The organism is Pseudochelatococcus sp. G4_1912 (assembly GCF_047501465.1).
GTDB lineage: Bacteria > Pseudomonadota > Alphaproteobacteria > Rhizobiales > Beijerinckiaceae > Pseudochelatococcus.
Genome location: NZ_JAZDRL010000002.1, coordinates 614,081 through 630,715 on the forward strand (window position 1 = coordinate 614,081; position 16,635 = coordinate 630,715).

Annotated in this window: 15 protein-coding genes; 9 read left to right on the forward strand and 6 right to left on the reverse strand. The window is 55.3% G+C overall.

Annotated features, from left to right (window positions below; all coding sequences use genetic code 11):
• Nucleotides 1–88 precede the first annotated feature (88 nt).
• The gene (locus VRZ32_RS09985) at nt 89–2,386 is read right to left on the reverse strand and encodes a mechanosensitive ion channel domain-containing protein (protein ID WP_414525583.1); all 2,298 of its coding nucleotides are present in this window, start codon (nt 2,384–2,386) and stop codon (nt 89–91) included.
• 182 nt (nt 2,387–2,568) lie between these two features.
• On the reverse strand, nt 2,569–3,471 hold the full coding sequence (locus VRZ32_RS09990) for a GntR family transcriptional regulator (RefSeq protein WP_414525584.1): 903 nt from the start codon (nt 3,469–3,471) through the stop codon (nt 2,569–2,571).
• A 120-nt stretch (nt 3,472–3,591) separates the two neighbouring features.
• On the opposite strand from VRZ32_RS09990, the gene VRZ32_RS09995 reads away from it, so the two are divergent.
• The 8 genes from VRZ32_RS09995 to VRZ32_RS10030 all read left to right on the forward strand — a co-directional run bounded on the left by VRZ32_RS09995 (nt 3,592) and on the right by VRZ32_RS10030 (nt 10,435).
• Nucleotides 3,592–3,720 (forward strand): hypothetical protein, encoded by a 129-nt coding sequence (locus VRZ32_RS09995; RefSeq protein ID WP_414525585.1) that lies wholly within the window; start codon nt 3,592–3,594, stop codon nt 3,718–3,720.
• Nucleotides 3,717–4,868, forward strand: a complete 1,152-nt coding sequence (locus tag VRZ32_RS10000; protein WP_414525586.1) for a mannitol dehydrogenase family protein — start codon at nt 3,717–3,719, stop codon at nt 4,866–4,868. The genes VRZ32_RS09995 and VRZ32_RS10000 overlap by 4 nt, the downstream gene beginning before the upstream one ends.
• A gap of 58 nt (nt 4,869–4,926) precedes the next feature.
• Complete coding sequence (locus VRZ32_RS10005) at nt 4,927–5,610, forward strand: amino acid ABC transporter permease (protein ID WP_414525587.1); 684 nt, start codon at nt 4,927–4,929, stop codon at nt 5,608–5,610.
• 14 nt (nt 5,611–5,624) lie between these two features.
• Nucleotides 5,625–6,275 carry an amino acid ABC transporter permease gene (locus VRZ32_RS10010; RefSeq protein WP_414525588.1) on the forward strand — a complete coding sequence of 217 codons (651 nt, stop codon included), beginning with the start codon at nt 5,625–5,627 and terminating at the stop codon, nt 6,273–6,275.
• A complete protein-coding gene (locus tag VRZ32_RS10015; protein ID WP_414525589.1) occupies nt 6,259–6,987 on the forward strand; it encodes an amino acid ABC transporter ATP-binding protein in 729 nt (242 codons plus the stop codon). The genes VRZ32_RS10010 and VRZ32_RS10015 overlap by 17 nt, the downstream gene beginning before the upstream one ends.
• A 36-nt stretch (nt 6,988–7,023) precedes the next feature.
• Nucleotides 7,024–7,815, forward strand: coding sequence for a transporter substrate-binding domain-containing protein (locus VRZ32_RS10020; protein WP_414525590.1), 792 nt, complete (start codon nt 7,024–7,026; stop codon nt 7,813–7,815).
• A gap of 73 nt (nt 7,816–7,888) precedes the next feature.
• Nucleotides 7,889–8,899, forward strand: a complete 1,011-nt coding sequence (locus tag VRZ32_RS10025; protein ID WP_414525591.1) for a zinc-binding alcohol dehydrogenase family protein — start codon at nt 7,889–7,891, stop codon at nt 8,897–8,899.
• Between the two features lie 3 nt (nt 8,900–8,902).
• On the forward strand, nt 8,903–10,435 hold the full coding sequence (locus VRZ32_RS10030; RefSeq protein WP_414525592.1) for a UxaA family hydrolase: 1,533 nt from the start codon (nt 8,903–8,905) through the stop codon (nt 10,433–10,435).
• Between the two features lie 456 nt (nt 10,436–10,891).
• Here the strand turns inward: VRZ32_RS10030 and lldD are convergent, their stop codons facing one another.
• From lldD to VRZ32_RS10050, 4 genes are read right to left on the reverse strand one after another with little or no spacing between them, the layout of a single operon-like run.
• On the reverse strand, nt 10,892–12,025 hold the full coding sequence (gene lldD / locus VRZ32_RS10035) for an FMN-dependent L-lactate dehydrogenase LldD (protein WP_414525593.1): 1,134 nt from the start codon (nt 12,023–12,025) through the stop codon (nt 10,892–10,894).
• 7 nt (nt 12,026–12,032) lie between these two features.
• Nucleotides 12,033–13,319, reverse strand: coding sequence for an L-fuconate dehydratase (locus VRZ32_RS10040; RefSeq protein WP_414525594.1), 1,287 nt, complete (start codon nt 13,317–13,319; stop codon nt 12,033–12,035).
• Between the two features lie 36 nt (nt 13,320–13,355).
• Nucleotides 13,356–14,201, reverse strand: coding sequence for a fumarylacetoacetate hydrolase family protein (locus tag VRZ32_RS10045; protein WP_414525595.1), 846 nt, complete (start codon nt 14,199–14,201; stop codon nt 13,356–13,358).
• 35 nt (nt 14,202–14,236) lie between these two features.
• Nucleotides 14,237–14,971, reverse strand: coding sequence for an SDR family oxidoreductase (locus VRZ32_RS10050; protein WP_414525596.1), 735 nt, complete (start codon nt 14,969–14,971; stop codon nt 14,237–14,239).
• Nucleotides 14,972–15,659: 688 nt separating this feature from the next.
• On the opposite strand from VRZ32_RS10050, the gene VRZ32_RS10055 reads away from it, so the two are divergent.
• The gene (locus VRZ32_RS10055; protein ID WP_414525597.1) at nt 15,660–16,358 is read left to right on the forward strand and encodes a FadR/GntR family transcriptional regulator; all 699 of its coding nucleotides are present in this window, start codon (nt 15,660–15,662) and stop codon (nt 16,356–16,358) included.
• Nucleotides 16,359–16,635: the final 277 nt, after the last annotated feature.

The following is a 16,635-nucleotide window of genomic DNA, read 5'->3' on the forward strand; positions in this document are numbered from 1 at the left end:
TTCCTCGTGACTTTCCTTGCATATCCTGGTCATTGCGCTGCCACTCCAAGAAAATTAACAATCCTGAACCTGGATTTTTCCATAATTGCTATGCGGAGGTATCCTCTGCCAGCTCTGCCGCGCGGGCGGCCTCTGCTGCTTTATGCACCTGCATTGCAGCCGCACCTGGTTCTGTACCGCTGGCCACCTGCATACTTGGCAGGGCAAACTTGATGCCGGCAGCGTCAAATTCCTGCTTGATCCGCTTGAGTGCCGTGCGGCGGAGTACGAATTGCTCCCCCGGGCGCGTCTTGATCTTGCACCGAATCTCAACACCATATTGGCCGAATTCCTGCACGCCCTGCATTTTTAAAGGCTCAAGAATATGGGGGGCAAACTCCGGATTGGCCGCAAGCTCAGTGCCGATATTTTTAATGATCTTACGTGCTTGTTCCAGATCGGTGTTATAGGCAACGCCGATCTGGAATTTATCGTATACCCAGTCGCGGCTCATATTCTGCACCGCTCCGAGCTGCCCGAATGGCACCGTATATATGGGGCCACGCTGGTGGCGCAGCTTGACTGAACGCAGCGAGAATGACTCCACCACACCTTTATAATGGCCGCTCTGGATATATTCGCCAACACGAAACGCATCATCCAGCAGATAAAACACGCCGCTGATAATATCCTTCACGATTGTCTGTGAGCCGAAGCCGACTGCAACGCCCACAACGCCTGCTCCTGCGATAAGCGGGGCGATTTCCACGCCAAGACCAGAAAGGGCGGTAAGCCCCGCGATCAGGACGATGATGACCAGCAGGATATTGCGGAAAATCGGCAGCAAAGTGCGCAGCCGTGCCTTTCGCACGCTGTCATCCCCATGGACGGCGTGACCAATCGTTTCAGGGGCATGCCCATGCGCATCATGCCCTCCCGCGCCAGCCGCATGGGCCAAGCGTATATCGATTGTGGTGCGTGCAATCTGCCAGATGAAATCCGCCAGTAGCAACACAATGGCCGCGTTCAAAGCGCCGCGCGCCAAGCGCGTTATTGCCGTGTCGCGGTTGGTGAATTCGACGAGGTCTATCTGCCAGATATGGGCTAGCCATAGTACAGCTGCAGCTAGAATGAGCACTCGTATACCGCGCTCCAGGCCAACTTCAAGCAATCCCCGTTGCGAGGTACGGATACCATCATCAGGGCGAATAATGTCACGAACAAAGTTGCCATTTGCCATCAGCAGAGTGGGGATCAGCAGCGCGAAAACGCCCAGCCAGAAAAGGCCATTGAGGCCCGCAGCCCATAACAGCCAAAGGATGACACCGTATAGGCTTAGCAGAATATTCTGGGTTAAATGCCGGCGCTGCAGGGATGCATCAGGGGCAAGAGGACGCCGCCATATGATTTCAAAAGCCAGCGCTAGCTGCACAAGGCCAAGAAGGTATGCAATGGCTTGTTCCGAATGATGCGGAATCTGTGCCGATGCCAGATTGCCGACTGTGGCCCAGCTCAAGAAAAAACAACCGAAAAACAGCACTATCCGCCGATACCAGAATAGCCCGCTTTCCTGATAATGGGGCGGCCGATCAACGGCTCTTGCGCGGACAAGAACAGCGTATGAAATATCATGCACCAGCTGGATGGCGAGCAGTGCAAGCAGATAGCTAAGCGTGGCATGCTTGATCAACGGAGGCCACTCAACGGCGATCAAAGGGATCAATGCACCAATGGCGAAAGCGAGTGAAGGCGCAACAGCAAGCGCCACACGCAAGCCAAAAGATTGCAAGCGCTGCCCTGGTGTATTGTGAAGCAGCTGCTCATGCTCTGCACGCTGTTTGGCATAGCGTAGGAGTGCAAAGCGGCAGAGAAGCCCAAGTCCTACGCTTAGAAAAACCCTGAGCATGGTGCCGTTGGTGTCGCTGCTTTCCGCATCTTGCCAGAAACGGTCGCGTGCATGGGCTATCTCGCCGGGTAAGTTAGGCACTTGATCAATGACTGAATGAATGTGGGTGCGCACATGGGCCAGTCGCGCAGTCAGGCTTGCAGCAAGACCATCCGGGGTAGCAGGCAGTGCCGAAACTGGTGCGGGCGCAGGCGTTGCAGCTGGTTCAGATGCCTGCGTTGCTTGCAGCCATTGTTGCACTTGTGGGTCAGCCAGCAGGCGCAATAATTCCGTAACGGTGGGGGGCTGGGCAGTCGTGCTGCGCGCGCTATCGGTTGCTTCAAGCGTGTTTTGTGAGGTTACGCCCGTTTGCGCTAGTGCTGGCCCGGCGAGCAACAACAATGCCAGCATCAGCATTGCCGCACAATTACCGAAGGAGGCAATGCCACCGTTGATGGCGTGCTTTATCCGTGTGCGGCGCATAGGATAGGTGGTAGCGGCGACAACAGCGCATGATGGCATTTGGAAAACTCTACTTGTGGCATAACAAATTCTAGCAAAATGCCTTGCTGCACTATGCGCCAAGCGTTGAGAGGCGTCCAGCCGCACAAGAGTGTTCGCTATAGGATAGAAGCTATTGACCACGCATGACTTTTAACGTGGTTGATGTCTGATGAACGGGGCATCAGCCCGTGCTGCGTTCTTCAGGCTGCAGCGCGTTGAAACTCAACTGAATCCAGCAACGTTCTGCGTGCCGTGCGCAGATGTTCGCGGCAGGCGGCGATGGCCTTTTGCGGGTCACGACTTTTCAGTCCGGCGATATAATCGAGATGCTCAAAAACTGCGACACGATTGCGCTCCCGCTCCTCGCGCTTGTTCCAATGATAGTGATAGTGAAAAATAATCGACATTACGCCCTGAATGTTGCTGAAAAAGCGATTGGGCGAGATGGTGTTGATCAACAAATGAAAGCGGTGGTCTAGTTCGGAAAAATCGTTGAATCGGAGATCGATGATTTTCAGCAATTCATGATGTAGCACTTCAAGCCTGTCCAGTTCAGCCCAGGCAGGATGATCATCAGGCAGTGCGATGAAACGCTCGACGGAACGGAACTCCATCATCTCCCGGATGTCGAATAGTTCAACGGCGAAATCCTCGGTTAATCCACGCGCTCGCCAGCGGCCATTGCGTTGGCGCTCCAGAAGGCCATAATGGCTGAAGTGGTTGAGACAATCACGGATCGCAGAGGTGGAAACGCCAAACTGGCGGGCAAGGTCAAGCCCATTGATCAATTGACCGGGGCGGCAGTCGCCCTGTAGAATCCACTCCATGAATTTCTGCTCAACCGCGAGTGCAACAGGTTGAGCCTCCACGTTCGAATAAAGATCCTGCTCTATGGGCTTTCTCAGCAGCACTTTATCGCGCCCTTCTATGCCCACGATGCCTAATTCTGATAGTCGCAACAATACCGCCCGCACAGTAGTGCGGCTTACGCCAAGCCCTCGCGCCATCGCCGTTTCTGATGCTAATCTCTCCATAGGCACCAACGCTGTAAGCTGCTCGATAGCGCGGTTGAAGGTGCGTTTGTAGAGTGCGTTCGTTTTCATCAGGGACTTTCGTGACGGTTTTTTATCAGTTGGTTTTTATATACAAAAAACAGATTGACGCTCATAGAATATGTACTTTATCCATAAAGAACAATAAGAATGTTTATAAGGGAGGCGACAATGCAAATGGCCAAGTGGCTTGGCATGCCTGCTTATCTGGTAGCGACGCCTTGTGCATTCGGTAGCCGGTTACCGCGCCTTGCGGTGGCACGGGCGTGCTTGTGTGCGCTGAAACAGGTGCGTTCATGACCGGGCTGGTTTTGCAGTTTGGTACCAGCCGCTTCCTGCAGGCGCACGCAGACTTGTTTCTGCATGAAGCTGCTGAAGCCGGGCAGGATGTACCTCCCATCGCTATTATTCAAACGTCGGGCGCCGCAGAACGTGCGGGCCGTGTCGATGCTTTCAATGCACCGGAGGGTTTTCCGGTCATTATTCGCGGGCTTGAAAACAATGTGCCGGTTGAGCGCACCATTCAGGTCAAGAGCGTAAAGCAGGGCTTGTCGGTTTTGCGGGATTGGGTGCAGATCGTTGCATTGTTCTCCACGCAGGCCACCTACATCGTTTCCAACACGGGCGATGCCGGTTATGAGCTGCACGCTGATGAAGCAGACGGATCGTGGGATGATCAGCTGTTGGGTGCCAATGTGCCAGCGCCATCCTTTCCCGGTAAACTCGCACAGCTGCTTTATGCACGCTACCTGTCCAACGGTGGGGTGCTGACGATTTTGCCATGCGAGTTGATCAGCAATAACGGTGCAATCCTGCGCGAGAAGGTTTCCTACATGGCGCATCGTGGTGGTGCGGATGAGGGCTTTTTTGTGTGGCTGGATGCGAATGTCATCTTCGCTAACACGCTGGTCGATCGCATCGTTTCCGAGCCGCTGGAGCCTGCAGGCGCTGTGGCTGAGCCTTATGCTCTATGGGCTATTGCCCGCCAGCCGGGGCTGTCAGTGCCATGTACCCATCCGGCAATTGTCCTGGCGGATGATCTTGAACCCTTTGAACGGCTGAAGCTGCATATTCTCAATCTGGGTCATACCGTGCTTGCCGATATCTGGCTGACACAGAAGCGCCCCCAGGATGAGACTGTCCGCGCCATTCTTGCTGATCCACCTATCCGTGCGCAGCTTGAGGCGATTTATCGCGATGAGGTGCTACCCGGCTTTGCAGCGCACGGCATGGAGGCTGAGGCGCGTGCTTACATCGAGGTTACGTTATCGCGCTTTTTGAATCCGTTTCTCAATCACCGGATTGCAGACATCGCGACCAATCATGCGACGAAGATTGAGCGGCGCATCGGTGCTTTCCTGACATGGGCCGGCACGCCTGCGCCAGTGCTGACAGCGATTGCAAAGGGGGGCACACGCCCCAGCCGTTTGGCTAATATCTTTATATGAAACCGTTACTTACAGATGCCCATTGCCGGGTCGCGTTTGAACGATCTGAGGAGAGCGCATGAGCTACAATTTTGATTTTGCTGCGCTTCTGCCGTATTGGCCTTTATTTCTTGAAGGTGTGTGGCTGACGCTGGTGCTATCTGCCTGGTCGACGGTGTTCGGCTTTATACTAGGCACGCTGTGCGCGATTGGTCGTGCGGATGGTCCGCAATGGCTGAAATTCTTGATTGGGGCGTATGTCGAGATCATTCGCAATACGCCGCTGCTGGTGCAGATATTTATCTTCTTCTTCGGCTTCGCAACGTTCGGCATCAAGGTCTCTGCCAATACGGCGGCAGTGATTGCGCTGGTGGTCAACGTGGGCGCCTATACCAGCGAGATCGTGAGGGCGGGACTGGAATCAGTGCACAAGTCGCAGGTTGAGGCGGCGGAATGCCTGGGAATGTCGCGCACCCAGATCTATTGGCACGTGATTATCCGCCCGGCAATTGAGCGTGTTTATCCCGCACTCACCAGCCAGTACGTGCTATTGATGCTGGCATCTTCGATCACTTCGCAGATTTCGGCTGAGGAGCTGACAGCGGTCGCAAACCGTATTCAGTCGGATACATTCCGCTCGTTCGAGACGTATATCATTACGGGCCTGCTTTATATCGTGCTGTCGTTTGTTGTGCGGATTGCTTTCTGGTTGTTCGGCATGCTCGTGTTTGCGCGTCGACGTGCCCTTGGCACTGCGGCGTAAGAGGGGGGAAGAACATGAGCTTCAACCTCAATCATCTCGAATTCATCGCCTTCGCCTCTCTATGGACCATTGGTCTGTCGGCGATTGCCTTTGTGGGCGGCAGTATTGTTGGCTTTGGCGTGGCATTGGCGCGTATCTCACAGCATCAATGGGTGCGGTATGTCGCTGCCACTTACATTCAGCTTGTGCAGGGCACGCCGTTGCTGATCCTGCTGTTCCTAATCTATTTTGGCGTGGCGATTTTTGGCTTCAACCAGGTGCCTGCGATCTTGGCAGCGGGGCTTGGCCTGACCATCTATTCATCGGGCTTTCTGGCCGAGATCTGGCGCGGGTGCCTTGAGTCAGTGCCTCGCACACAGTGGGAAGCAGCCGAATGCCTTGCGCTGACGGATTGGCAGCGTATGCAGAAGGTGATCCTGCCGCAGGCGATGCGTATTGCGACGGCACCCACGGTTGGCTTCCTCGTCCAGATCATCAAAAACACTTCGCTGGCGTCGGTGGTTGGGTTTGTTGAGCTCGCGCAGGCGGGCAAGATCATCAATAACTCCATCTTTGAACCCTTCACCATCTTTGTCGTGGTGGCCTGCTTCTACTTCGCTATCTGCTATCCGCTTTCCTTGTGGAGCCGTAGCCTTGAAAGGAAACTCAATGTCGGCCGTCGTTAGTCTTTCCAACGTGCACAAACGCTTCGGAACGCTGTCGGTGCTCAATGGCGTGAGTTTCGATGTCGCTGCGGGTGAAGTGGTTGCCGTCATTGGCGCCTCCGGCTCGGGCAAATCGACCGCGCTGCGCTGCATTGATGCGTTAGAGACCATTGATAGCGGTGAGATCCGCGTGTGTGGTTTTGATGTGCACGATCCGGCACTGGAGAAGCGTGCCTTGCGGCGTGAGGTTGGTATCGTATTCCAGAGCTATAATCTGTTCCCGCATCTCACGGTGGCGCAGAACATCATGCTGGCGCCAACCTGCGTGAAAAAGACCCCCAAGGCAGAAGCCCGCAAATTGGCGGAGCAGGTGCTGAAGCAGGTGGGACTTGCTGAAAAGGCGGATAACTATCCCGAACAGCTTTCGGGCGGCCAGCAGCAGCGTGTGGCGATTGCCCGCTCGCTGGCGATGCAGCCCAAGCTTATGCTGTTCGATGAAGTAACCTCGGCGCTCGACCCGCAGCTGACGGGTGAGGTGCTGCGCGTGATGGAGGATCTGGCGAAAGCCGGCATGAGCATGATCCTCGTGACCCATGAGATGGCCTTTGCCCGCAAAGTCGCGAGCAAGATCGTTTTCATGAACAAGGGCAAGGTATGGGAAATTGGCCCCGCCGCCATGCTCGATAACCCGCAGACCCAGGAATTGAAAGACTTCCTTGGCAGCGGCCTTTGATGTTTGCAGCAAGAAGAGTTCTAACGGGAGGCACACATGAAGCGTAGACATTTTATCCTAGCATCCATGACCGCCGCACTCATGATCGGCATGCCACTGGCAGCATCTGCTGATACGCTTGATACCATTAAGGCCCGCGGCAAACTGCTTGCTGCAATTGATCTGGGCTCGCCCCCCTTCGGCATGACGGATGATAAGCTGCAACCTGTTGGATCAGAAGTGGAAAGCGCCAAGCTTCTGGCAGATTATCTGGGTGTGCCGCTGGAAATCGTGCAGGTAACAAGTCCTAACCGCATTCCCTTCCTGCTGACGGGCAAGGCAGATGTGGTCATTGCCTCGCTATCGATCAGTGATGAGCGCAAGAAGGTGATTGATTTTGCCGATCCGCATGGTGTGATCCAGGTCATTGTTGCCGCACCCAAGGGCACAGAGATCAAGACCATTGAGGATCTTACGGGCAAGGAAGTCGCTACTACACGCGGCACTACTAACGATAACGAAGCAACCAAGCAGCTGACGAAATCCACCATCACCCGGTACGATGATGATGCAACGCTCGTGACGGCGCTGGTTTCGGGGCAGGCTGGTATCATGGCTTCCGCACCGCAGATCATGAATGCCGCGAACGAACGCCGCAAGAATGATCCACTCGAAACCAAGATCGTATTGAAGACCAATCCTTATGCCGTTGGTGTGCGTAAGGAAGACACGGCGTTGAAAGAGGCCATCAACAAATGGGTGGCACAGGATCTCAAGAATGGAAAACTGAACGAGATCTACAAGAAATACAACAACGTTGAGCTGCCAGCTGAAATGCCCAAGGGCTGATCGCTGACGTGACGAACGATTAGGTTTTGGGCGGATCGGCCTCCTGGTCCGCCCTGCAATCAGGACAAGCACCATGCGCGCACTCATTTGCGAAGAACCCGGACGCCTCGCCATCATTTCCCGTCCGCCGCCGGTGCGTGCGCCAAACGAGGTGCTGGTACGCATCCGGCGCGTTGGCATTTGCGGAACGGATTTCCATATCTTCAAGGGTCAGCATCCGTTCCTTGAGTATCCGCGTGTAATGGGTCACGAGTTATCCGGCACAGTTGAAGAAGCACCAGTAGGCAGCCGCCTGCAGGTGGGGGAGGCCGTTTATATTGTGCCGTACCTGTCCTGCGGGCAGTGCCATGCATGCCGCAAGGGTTTGAACAACGCTTGCAGCAATATCAAGGTGCTCGGCGTGCATTGCGACGGTGGCATGACGGAATATCTGAGCGTGCCAGAGAACAATGTCGTGTCCACGGGCGCGATCTCGCTTGATGATGCGGCAATGATTGAATTTCTCGCGATTGGTGCACATGGCGTCAAGCGCGGTGGTGTTTCGGCGAGCGATCGTGTGTTGGTTGTTGGCTCCGGGCCGATTGGCATGTCTGCGATTATCTTTGCCAAGGCGCGCGGCGCCAATGTCACGGTGATGGATGTGCGCGAAGACCGGCTCGGCTTCACCGTCGATGCGCTGGGCGCTGATACTGCGCTCGTGGCCTCCAACGATGTGCAAGCGCAAGCGCAGGCTTTGACGGGCGGTGATTTCTTTGATGTCGTGATCGACGCTACCGGCAATGCAGCTGCGATGCAGCGTGGGTTTGGCTTCCTTGCGCACGGCGGGCGATATGTGCTGCTCAGCGTGGTGCGGGATGACATTACGTTTTCCGACCCCGAATTCCACAAACGCGAGGCGACGCTGTTTGCCAGCCGCAATGCGCAGGTTGATGATTTCGCTGAAGTCGTGCGCCAGATCGAAGCGGGCAAGGTACCCACCCGGGCACTGAATACGCATACGGGCAAACTGGATGACGGCGTATCGCTTTTTGCGGACTGGATCCGTCCGGAAGCGGGCGTCATCAAGGCCATTCTGGAGGTATGATTTATGACTATGGCGGGTGCATCGAAGCTTTTGAGACTTCATCCCAATGACAACGTGGTCATTGCGATTGCCGATTTGCTGAAGGACAGCGAAATCGAGCCTGGCATCGTTGCGCTCGCCCGTATTCCCCGTGGCCACAAGGTGGCAGTGCAGCCGATTGCTGATGGCGCGCCCATCCGCAAGTTCGGGCAGATTATCGGCTTCGCCAACGGCGATATTGCGCCCGGTGAATGGGTGCATGAGAAGAACGTCGTGATGAAGGACTTCGATCGCGACTATGCCTTTGCCGCAGAAGCCCATCCGCAGGAGCAATTGCGGCCCGATGAGCAGCCAGCGACCTTCATGGGTTTTCGTCGTCCCGATGGTCGGGTTGGTACGCGTAATTACATTGGCATCCTGTCCTCCGTGAACTGCTCCGCGACGGTGGTGGATTATATCGCCGACGAGATCAACCGTTCAGGTGTGCTGGACGACTATCCCGAGATTGATGGCATCGTGCCGCTGACGCACGGCACCGGCTGTGCGATGGCCTCGAAGGGTGAGGGGTTTGATGTTCTCTCGCGCACGCAATGGGGCTATGCCAGCCACCCGAACTTTGCGGCAGTTCTGCTGATTGGGCTGGGCTGTGAAGTGTTTCAGATTCCGCGCTTCAAGCAGGAATATGGCATTGCTGAAGGTGAGCACTTCCAGTCATTCACGATTCAGGACAGCGGCGGCACGCGTAAGGCTATTGAGGCAGGTGTGGCGCGCATCAAAGAAATGCTGCCATTCGCGCGTGGTCAGCACCGCGAGATCATTCCGGCCTCAGAGCTGACACTTGCACTGCAGTGCGGTGGTTCGGATGGTTATTCGGGCCTCACGGCAAACCCGGCGCTTGGTGCAGCGGTTGATATGCTGGTGCGGCAGGGCGGTACGGCTATTCTATCGGAAACGCCGGAAATCTACGGTGCAGAACATCTGTTGACCCGCCGCGCGGAAAGCGTTGAGGTGGGACAGAAGATCGTCGATCTGATCCATTGGTGGGAAGATTATGCGGCCCGCAATAGCGGTGAGCTGAACAACAATCCCTCGCCCGGCAACAAGGCTGGTGGTCTCACAACGATCCTTGAGAAGTCTCTGGGGGCGGTGGCAAAGGGTGGCACGTCGACGCTACGGGATGTCTATCGTTATGCTGAGCGCGTCACACGCAAGGGCTTTGTTTATATGGATACGCCCGGCTACGATCCGGTTGCGGCAACGGGGCAGGTTGCGGGTGGAGCGAATATCCTGTGCTTCACCACCGGGCGCGGTTCGGCCTATGGCTGCAAGCCTGTGCCATCCATCAAGCTCGCCACCAACAACGAGCTTTACCGCCGCATGCCGGACGACATGGACATCAACTGCGGCGACATCATCGATGGCGTTTCCATTGAAGAGAAGGGCCGGGAGATTTTCAACGTCATCCTGGACATCGCCTCCGGCACCCGCTCAAAATCCGAACTCCTGGGCTACGGCCGCAACGAATTTGTGCCGTGGCAAATAGGCGCCACCATGTGAGGATGCGCCGATCTTCACTCCATGGTGGCCTGCAACTGGCACCTTTCTGCGCTTCCGCTGCTCATGGACAGAAGTCCACTGCGCTGCGGTTCTCGAAAGGCACCAGTTTCGACTCACCCTGAAGTGAAGCTCGACACATCCTTTGGTGCTTATGCTCCCAATGGTGTTAGGCCTGTAATTGGTGCTTTACTTCACCCCGCTTTCGCGGGTGATCATCACTGATGGAGTGTGCGCCTGTGAGTGCCATTGCTACGCGCATTTCCTTTTCAAAAAGATCAAGCAGGTTGGCAACGGTGGCCTGCAACTGGCACCTTTCTGCGTTTCCAGCTGCTCATGGACAGAAGTCCACTGCGCTGTGGTTCTCGAAAGGCACCAGTTTCGACTCCCCCTGAAGTGAAGCTCGACACACCCTTTGGTGCTTATGCTCCCAATGGTGTTAGGCCTGTAATTGGTGCTTTACTTCACCAGGCTTTCGCGGGTGATCTCACTGATGGAACGTGTGCCTGTGAGTGCCATTGCTACGCGCATTTCCTTTTCGAAAAGATCAAGCAGGTTGGCAACGCCTGCCCCACCGGCTGCTGCCAATGCATAGACAAAGGCACGACCAATCAGCACGCCCTTTGCGCCAAGCGCCAGCATGCGCACCACATCAAGACCCGAGCGAATTCCGGAATCCACCATAAGAGTGAGTTGATCTCCAACCGCATCGGCAATCTCAGGTAAGGCGCGGGTTGTTGAGAGAACGCCGTCCAGCTGGCGTCCGCCGTGGTTGGAAACAACAATACCGTCCGCACCAAAGCTCACAGCATCGCGGGCGTCTTCGGTATCAAGAATGCCCTTGATAATGATATTGCCTTTCCAGACATCGCGGATCCACTCAATATCCTTCCAGCTGATGGATGGATCGAAGTTTGAGGCAATCCAGCCAATGTAATCTGCAAGGCCAATTGGCTTGCCAAGATACGTGGTGACGTTGCCAAGATCATGCGGGCGGCCGAACAGGCCAACATCAAAGGCCCATCGTGGATGCGTCATAGCCTGTAAAAGCCGCCGTGCGGGGCCATAATGGCCGGACATGCCCGAATGCGCATCGCGATAACGCGCACCCGGTACGGGCAGATCGACGGTGAAAACGAGGTTCTTCACGCCCGCCGCCTGCGCCCGCTCCAGCGCATTGCGCATAAAGCCGCGGTCTCTCAGCACATAGAGCTGGAACCATATTGGTGCATCAACCTGCGATGCGACCTCCTCTATAGGGCACACCGACATTGTGGAGAGAGCGAGTGTGATGCCTTTGGCGGTTGCAGCCTTTGCAGCCTGCACTTCACCACGGCGGGCGTACATGCCGGTGAGGCCCACAGGGGCAAGCACCACCGGCATGGAGAGCTTCTGGCCAAAAATCTCGGTCGAGGTATCAATATCCGCAACATTACGCAAAATCCGCTGACGCAGTGCCAGCTCTGCCAGATCGTCGACATTGCGGCGCATCGTGTATTCCGCATACGCTCCACCATCAATGTAGTGGAACAGGAATGGTGGCAGGCGACGGCGTGCGGCTTCGCGGTAGTCGGTTGATGCGGATATGATCATTTTGGGGTCACGCGCTTTTTGGTTGAAATACTTGCGCTTCGATTGAAGCAGGCTTCATCTCAATAGAAAAGCCCGGCAATGACGGTGGCATGTAAGCAGCGTTCTTGATCACGCATGGATCAAGGAAATGCTCGTGCAGATGATCGACATATTCAATCACGCGCCCCTCCTTCGTGCCGGAAACGGCGATGTAATCGATCATCGACAAGTGTTGCACATACTCACACAAGCCCACACCGCCCGCATGCGGCCACACGGCCTTGTCGTACTTCGCAGCAATCAGCAGCACGGCCAGCACTTCGTTCAGGCCACCCATGCGGCAGCTGTCGATCTGGACAACGTCGATAGCGCCTTCGGCAATGAACTGCTTGAACATAATGCGGTTCTGGCACATTTCGCCAGTCGCGACCTGGACTGGCGCAATGGCTTCGCGGATCTTGCGGTGGCCCGCAATGTCGTCGGGGCTGGTTGGCTCTTCGATGAACAGCGGGTTGCAGAACGCTAGCTGCTTCATCCATGCAATGGCCTGATCAACCTCCCAGACCTGATTGGCATCGATCATCAGAAACCGATCCGGCCCGATCACCTCACGCGCAATGGTAAGGCGGCGGATGTCGTCCTCAAGGTCGCGCCCGACCTTCAGTTTGATATGGTTGAAGCCGCTATCGACGGCCTCTTGCGCAAGACGGCGCAGCTTCTCATCGGAATAGCCCAGCCAGCCCGCAGAGGTGGTGTAGCAGGGGTAACCCTCTTTTTCGAGCAGGGCGATGCGCTCAGCCTTGCCGCTCTCAGCCTTGCGGAGAATGGCGAGCGCTTCATCGCGGGTGAGCACGTCGGTGATATAGCGGTAGTCGACGATGTCGGCGATGGCCTCGGGCGTCATCGTGGAGACGAACTTCCACACCGGCATCCCGGCTTGCTTCGCCAACAGATCCCATACAGCGTTTACGACCGCGCCGGTGGCGAGGTGGATCGCGCCCTTTTCCGGCCCAATCCAGCGCAACTGGCTATCGCTGGTGAGATGGCGCCAGAATTTGCCGGGATTTTCAAGTACCTTGGCAAGGTCGGTGCCGACAATCAAGTGTCGCATCGCTTCAATCGCGAGACAGCAGATCTCGTTGCCGCGTCCAATCGTGAAGGTGAGGCCGTGGCCTTTCAGCGCTGCATCATCTGTTTCCAGAATGACATAGGCGGCGGAGTAATCCGGATCCGGGTTCATGGCATCAGAACCATCAAGGCCCGCAGAGGTTGGAAAACGCAGGTCAAAGACCCTGAGATTGGTGATGGTTGTCATGCGAATTACTCCGGAACCGGATTACGTAAAGTATGATCAATCGTCGTTGCGAACGTTTTGCCTTTGCTCGCCGAGCCCTTCAACGCCCAGCTCAACAACGTCACCCGCCTTGAGGAAACGTGGCGGCTTCAAGCCAAGCCCAACGCCCGGAGGTGTGCCCGTGGAGATGATGTCGCCGGGGTGCAGGGACATGAACTGGGACAGGTACGAAACCAGATATTTCACGCCATAAACCATGGTGTTTGTGGAGCCGTTCTGCAGGGTCTCGCCGTTGACCTTCAGCCACAGGCGCAGGTTCTGCGGATCGGCAACCTCGTCCTTGGTCACCAGCCACGGGCCGGTAGGGCCGAAGGTGTCGCAAGATTTTCCCTTGGTCCACTGGCCGCTGCGCTCGATCTGGAATTCACGCTCAGAGACGTCATGCAGAGTTACATAGCCGGCAACATAATCCAGTGCATCATCTTCAGAGATATATTTAGCCGTCTTACCGATAACGACGCCGAGTTCCACTTCCCAGTCGGTCTTGGTTGAACCGCGTGGGATCAGGAGGTCGTCGTTTGGACCGACAATAGCGGATGAAGCCTTCATGAAGATGATCGGCTCTGGCGGCACGGTGGCGCCGGTTTCGGCTGCGTGATCGGAGTAGTTGAGGCCGATGCAGATGTACTTGCCCGTACCCGTAACGCATGGTCCAAGACGCGGAGAGCCTGACACGAGCGGGAGCGTTTCAGGATCGATCGTGCCAAGCTTCGCCAGCGATGCGGGGTTGAGCACGGCGCCTGCAACATCGTCAATCACACCGGACAGATCGCGGATGTTACCATTCTGATCAAGCATGCCAGGCTTCTCGGCACCCACAGGGCCATAACGCAAAAGCTTCATGTGTGTCTCCTTAGATGATGCAATAATGCAGCCGGTCAGATCGACCAGCCGCCATCGATTCCATAAGCTTGGCCAGTGGTGTAGGTCGCGCCAGCGAGATAGACGGCGAGGTCTGCGATCTCCTCTGCCGTACCAAGACGTCCCATAGGCTGGCGGGCGATAAACGCGGCACGTGCCTCATTATAATTGCCCTGCGCGCGCATGCGGCCTTCAAGCGAGGGGCTTTCAACGGTGCCGGGGCAGATGGCATTGCAGCGAATGCCGCGCGCGACATAATCCGCAGCGATGGATTTCGTCAGGCCGATAACGGCTGCCTTGGTTACGCCATAGGCACAGCGGTTGGGCACGCCCTTCGAGCTGCTGGCGATGGACGACATATTGATGATTGCGCCATCCCCGCGCTCAAGCATACCGGGCAGAATGGCACGAATGGTGCGCACCATGGCGCGAAGGTTGAGATCGAACGCGAAGTCGAGATCGTTGTCGCTCATCTCCAGCACCGATCCCGAATGCACGACACCTGCACAGTTGAAGAGCACATCAACAGCATCAATCGATTTGATATAAGCCTCAACGCCAGCCGTATCCAGCACGTCGAGCTTGCCGGGGGTGATATTTGCCGTGCCTTCAAGTGCAGCAAGGGCCTGCTCGTTGATATCCGTTGCATAAACCCTTGCGCCTGCAGCCGCGAAAGCCAGTGCGCTTGCTCGCCCAATGCCCTGTCCTGCTGCGGTCACCAGCACGGTTTTTCCTGCAAGATATGTGGTCATTATCGTCTCCAATTTGCGGTAGGGGCGTGAGGCACTTAAGCGCTCTGTCAGAGGGAGATTATCGACGTGCGATATCGCTGTAAGACTGGCGCCTCCCGATTAAACAGGAAGTCGCGCACGCGCGCAGAAACACATGTTGCGAGCGATTTCTGAGAGGAAAGCATGCAATCGCTGTTGATATACGCCCAATTGTGCGTTTGCTTGACCGCGTCGCGCGGAAAGCCTTCCATTGCGCATTCCTCCGTTCTCAACATCGCCCGCTTTTGCGGATCTCAACGTCACTTGGATTGTGGCTCAATGTCTACGCTGCTGGCTATGATTGGTTTCCGGCAGATCGACAAAAGTACTTCATCAGGCCTCAAACGTACACTTCTCGCTGGTGAGGGTTTGCAACCTGGGTGCTCATTAAAGTGCAAACCATTATCACGCTTACGTTTTTGCAGCTTGCGCCTGATTGAAAAGCAACGTCGATCGCAAACCGCATTTTGCTCTGGCATATTGTTAAGAGCGCAAAATTAATTGGTCAAGCCAGTTTAATCAAAATTTCTTAAAGGTCCCTTTTTATAGCTGTCACTCACCAACAAGGGATTAAAAATAAGATATTGATGTGAAGATGAAATTTAATTAATCCAAGTTGAATCTTGGATAAAGTTTACATAAGGTCTATTTTGAATAAAAGGACATGAGAATGGCTGGTCAGACCAAAGTGCCTGAAACGCGACGTCTATATCAGCAGACAGCTGACCAAATTCGTTTGCTCATTCAAAGCGGTCAATTCCCCCCAGGGTCTCGCCTGCCGGCGGAGCGTGATCTTGCGCAACAACTGGGAGTCTCGCGGCCTTCATTGCGGGAGGCGCTGATTGCCCTGGAAATTGATGGCAGCATTGAAATTCGTATGGGTTCCGGCATTTATGTCAATGCGGAAGAGCGGGAGGACCAGAGTTCTCAAAACAAGCAAACCCGCTCACTCGGCGACAGTCCGACAGAGCTTATGCAAGCGCGTGCTATGCTTGAAGGGGCTGTAATTATTCAGGCTGCTGCTGCGATGACAGCGCAAACATTGGCGCAACTACGTCAGACGCTGGATGAAATGCGCGCAGAAATTTCGGCCGGTCGCAAGCCTCTGGAGCAAGATCGTCTTTTCCATTTGAGAATTGCTGCGCAGGTGGGGAATTCGGTTATCGTGCGTATGGTGGAGGAATTATTTGATGCGCGTCATAGCCCGATAGCGGAGCGCCTGCGCGCCCGGTTTGAAGATCGTGATGCGTGGCGAACAGCTCTTGAGGAGCATGAAGCTATTCTGGTTGCACTCGAAGCCCGTAATCCTCTTGCGGCACATGCAGCTATGCACACGCACTTACTCGCTTCAAGTCAGCGCTGGGTATAATAATAGTGCTGGAATGTCATGCAGCTATTGTACGTTAGTCGAAATATATTTTATGCAAAATCAAAAAAAGAAAAGATTAACTAAATAAACGAGTGAAGCCCTATTAAATGAACGCCGCACTATCCCATGAAGAGTTTAAATAGCATACTGAGATCTAGTTTTTCATCCTTGGGTTTTTGCGCTCATTGTTCGGTGTGATTATTTCATGAGCAAGTTCTTCCCCTGGATCAGGCTAAAGCTAAGCTACGAGAGAGCGTCGGGTTTTTACCCTACTCAT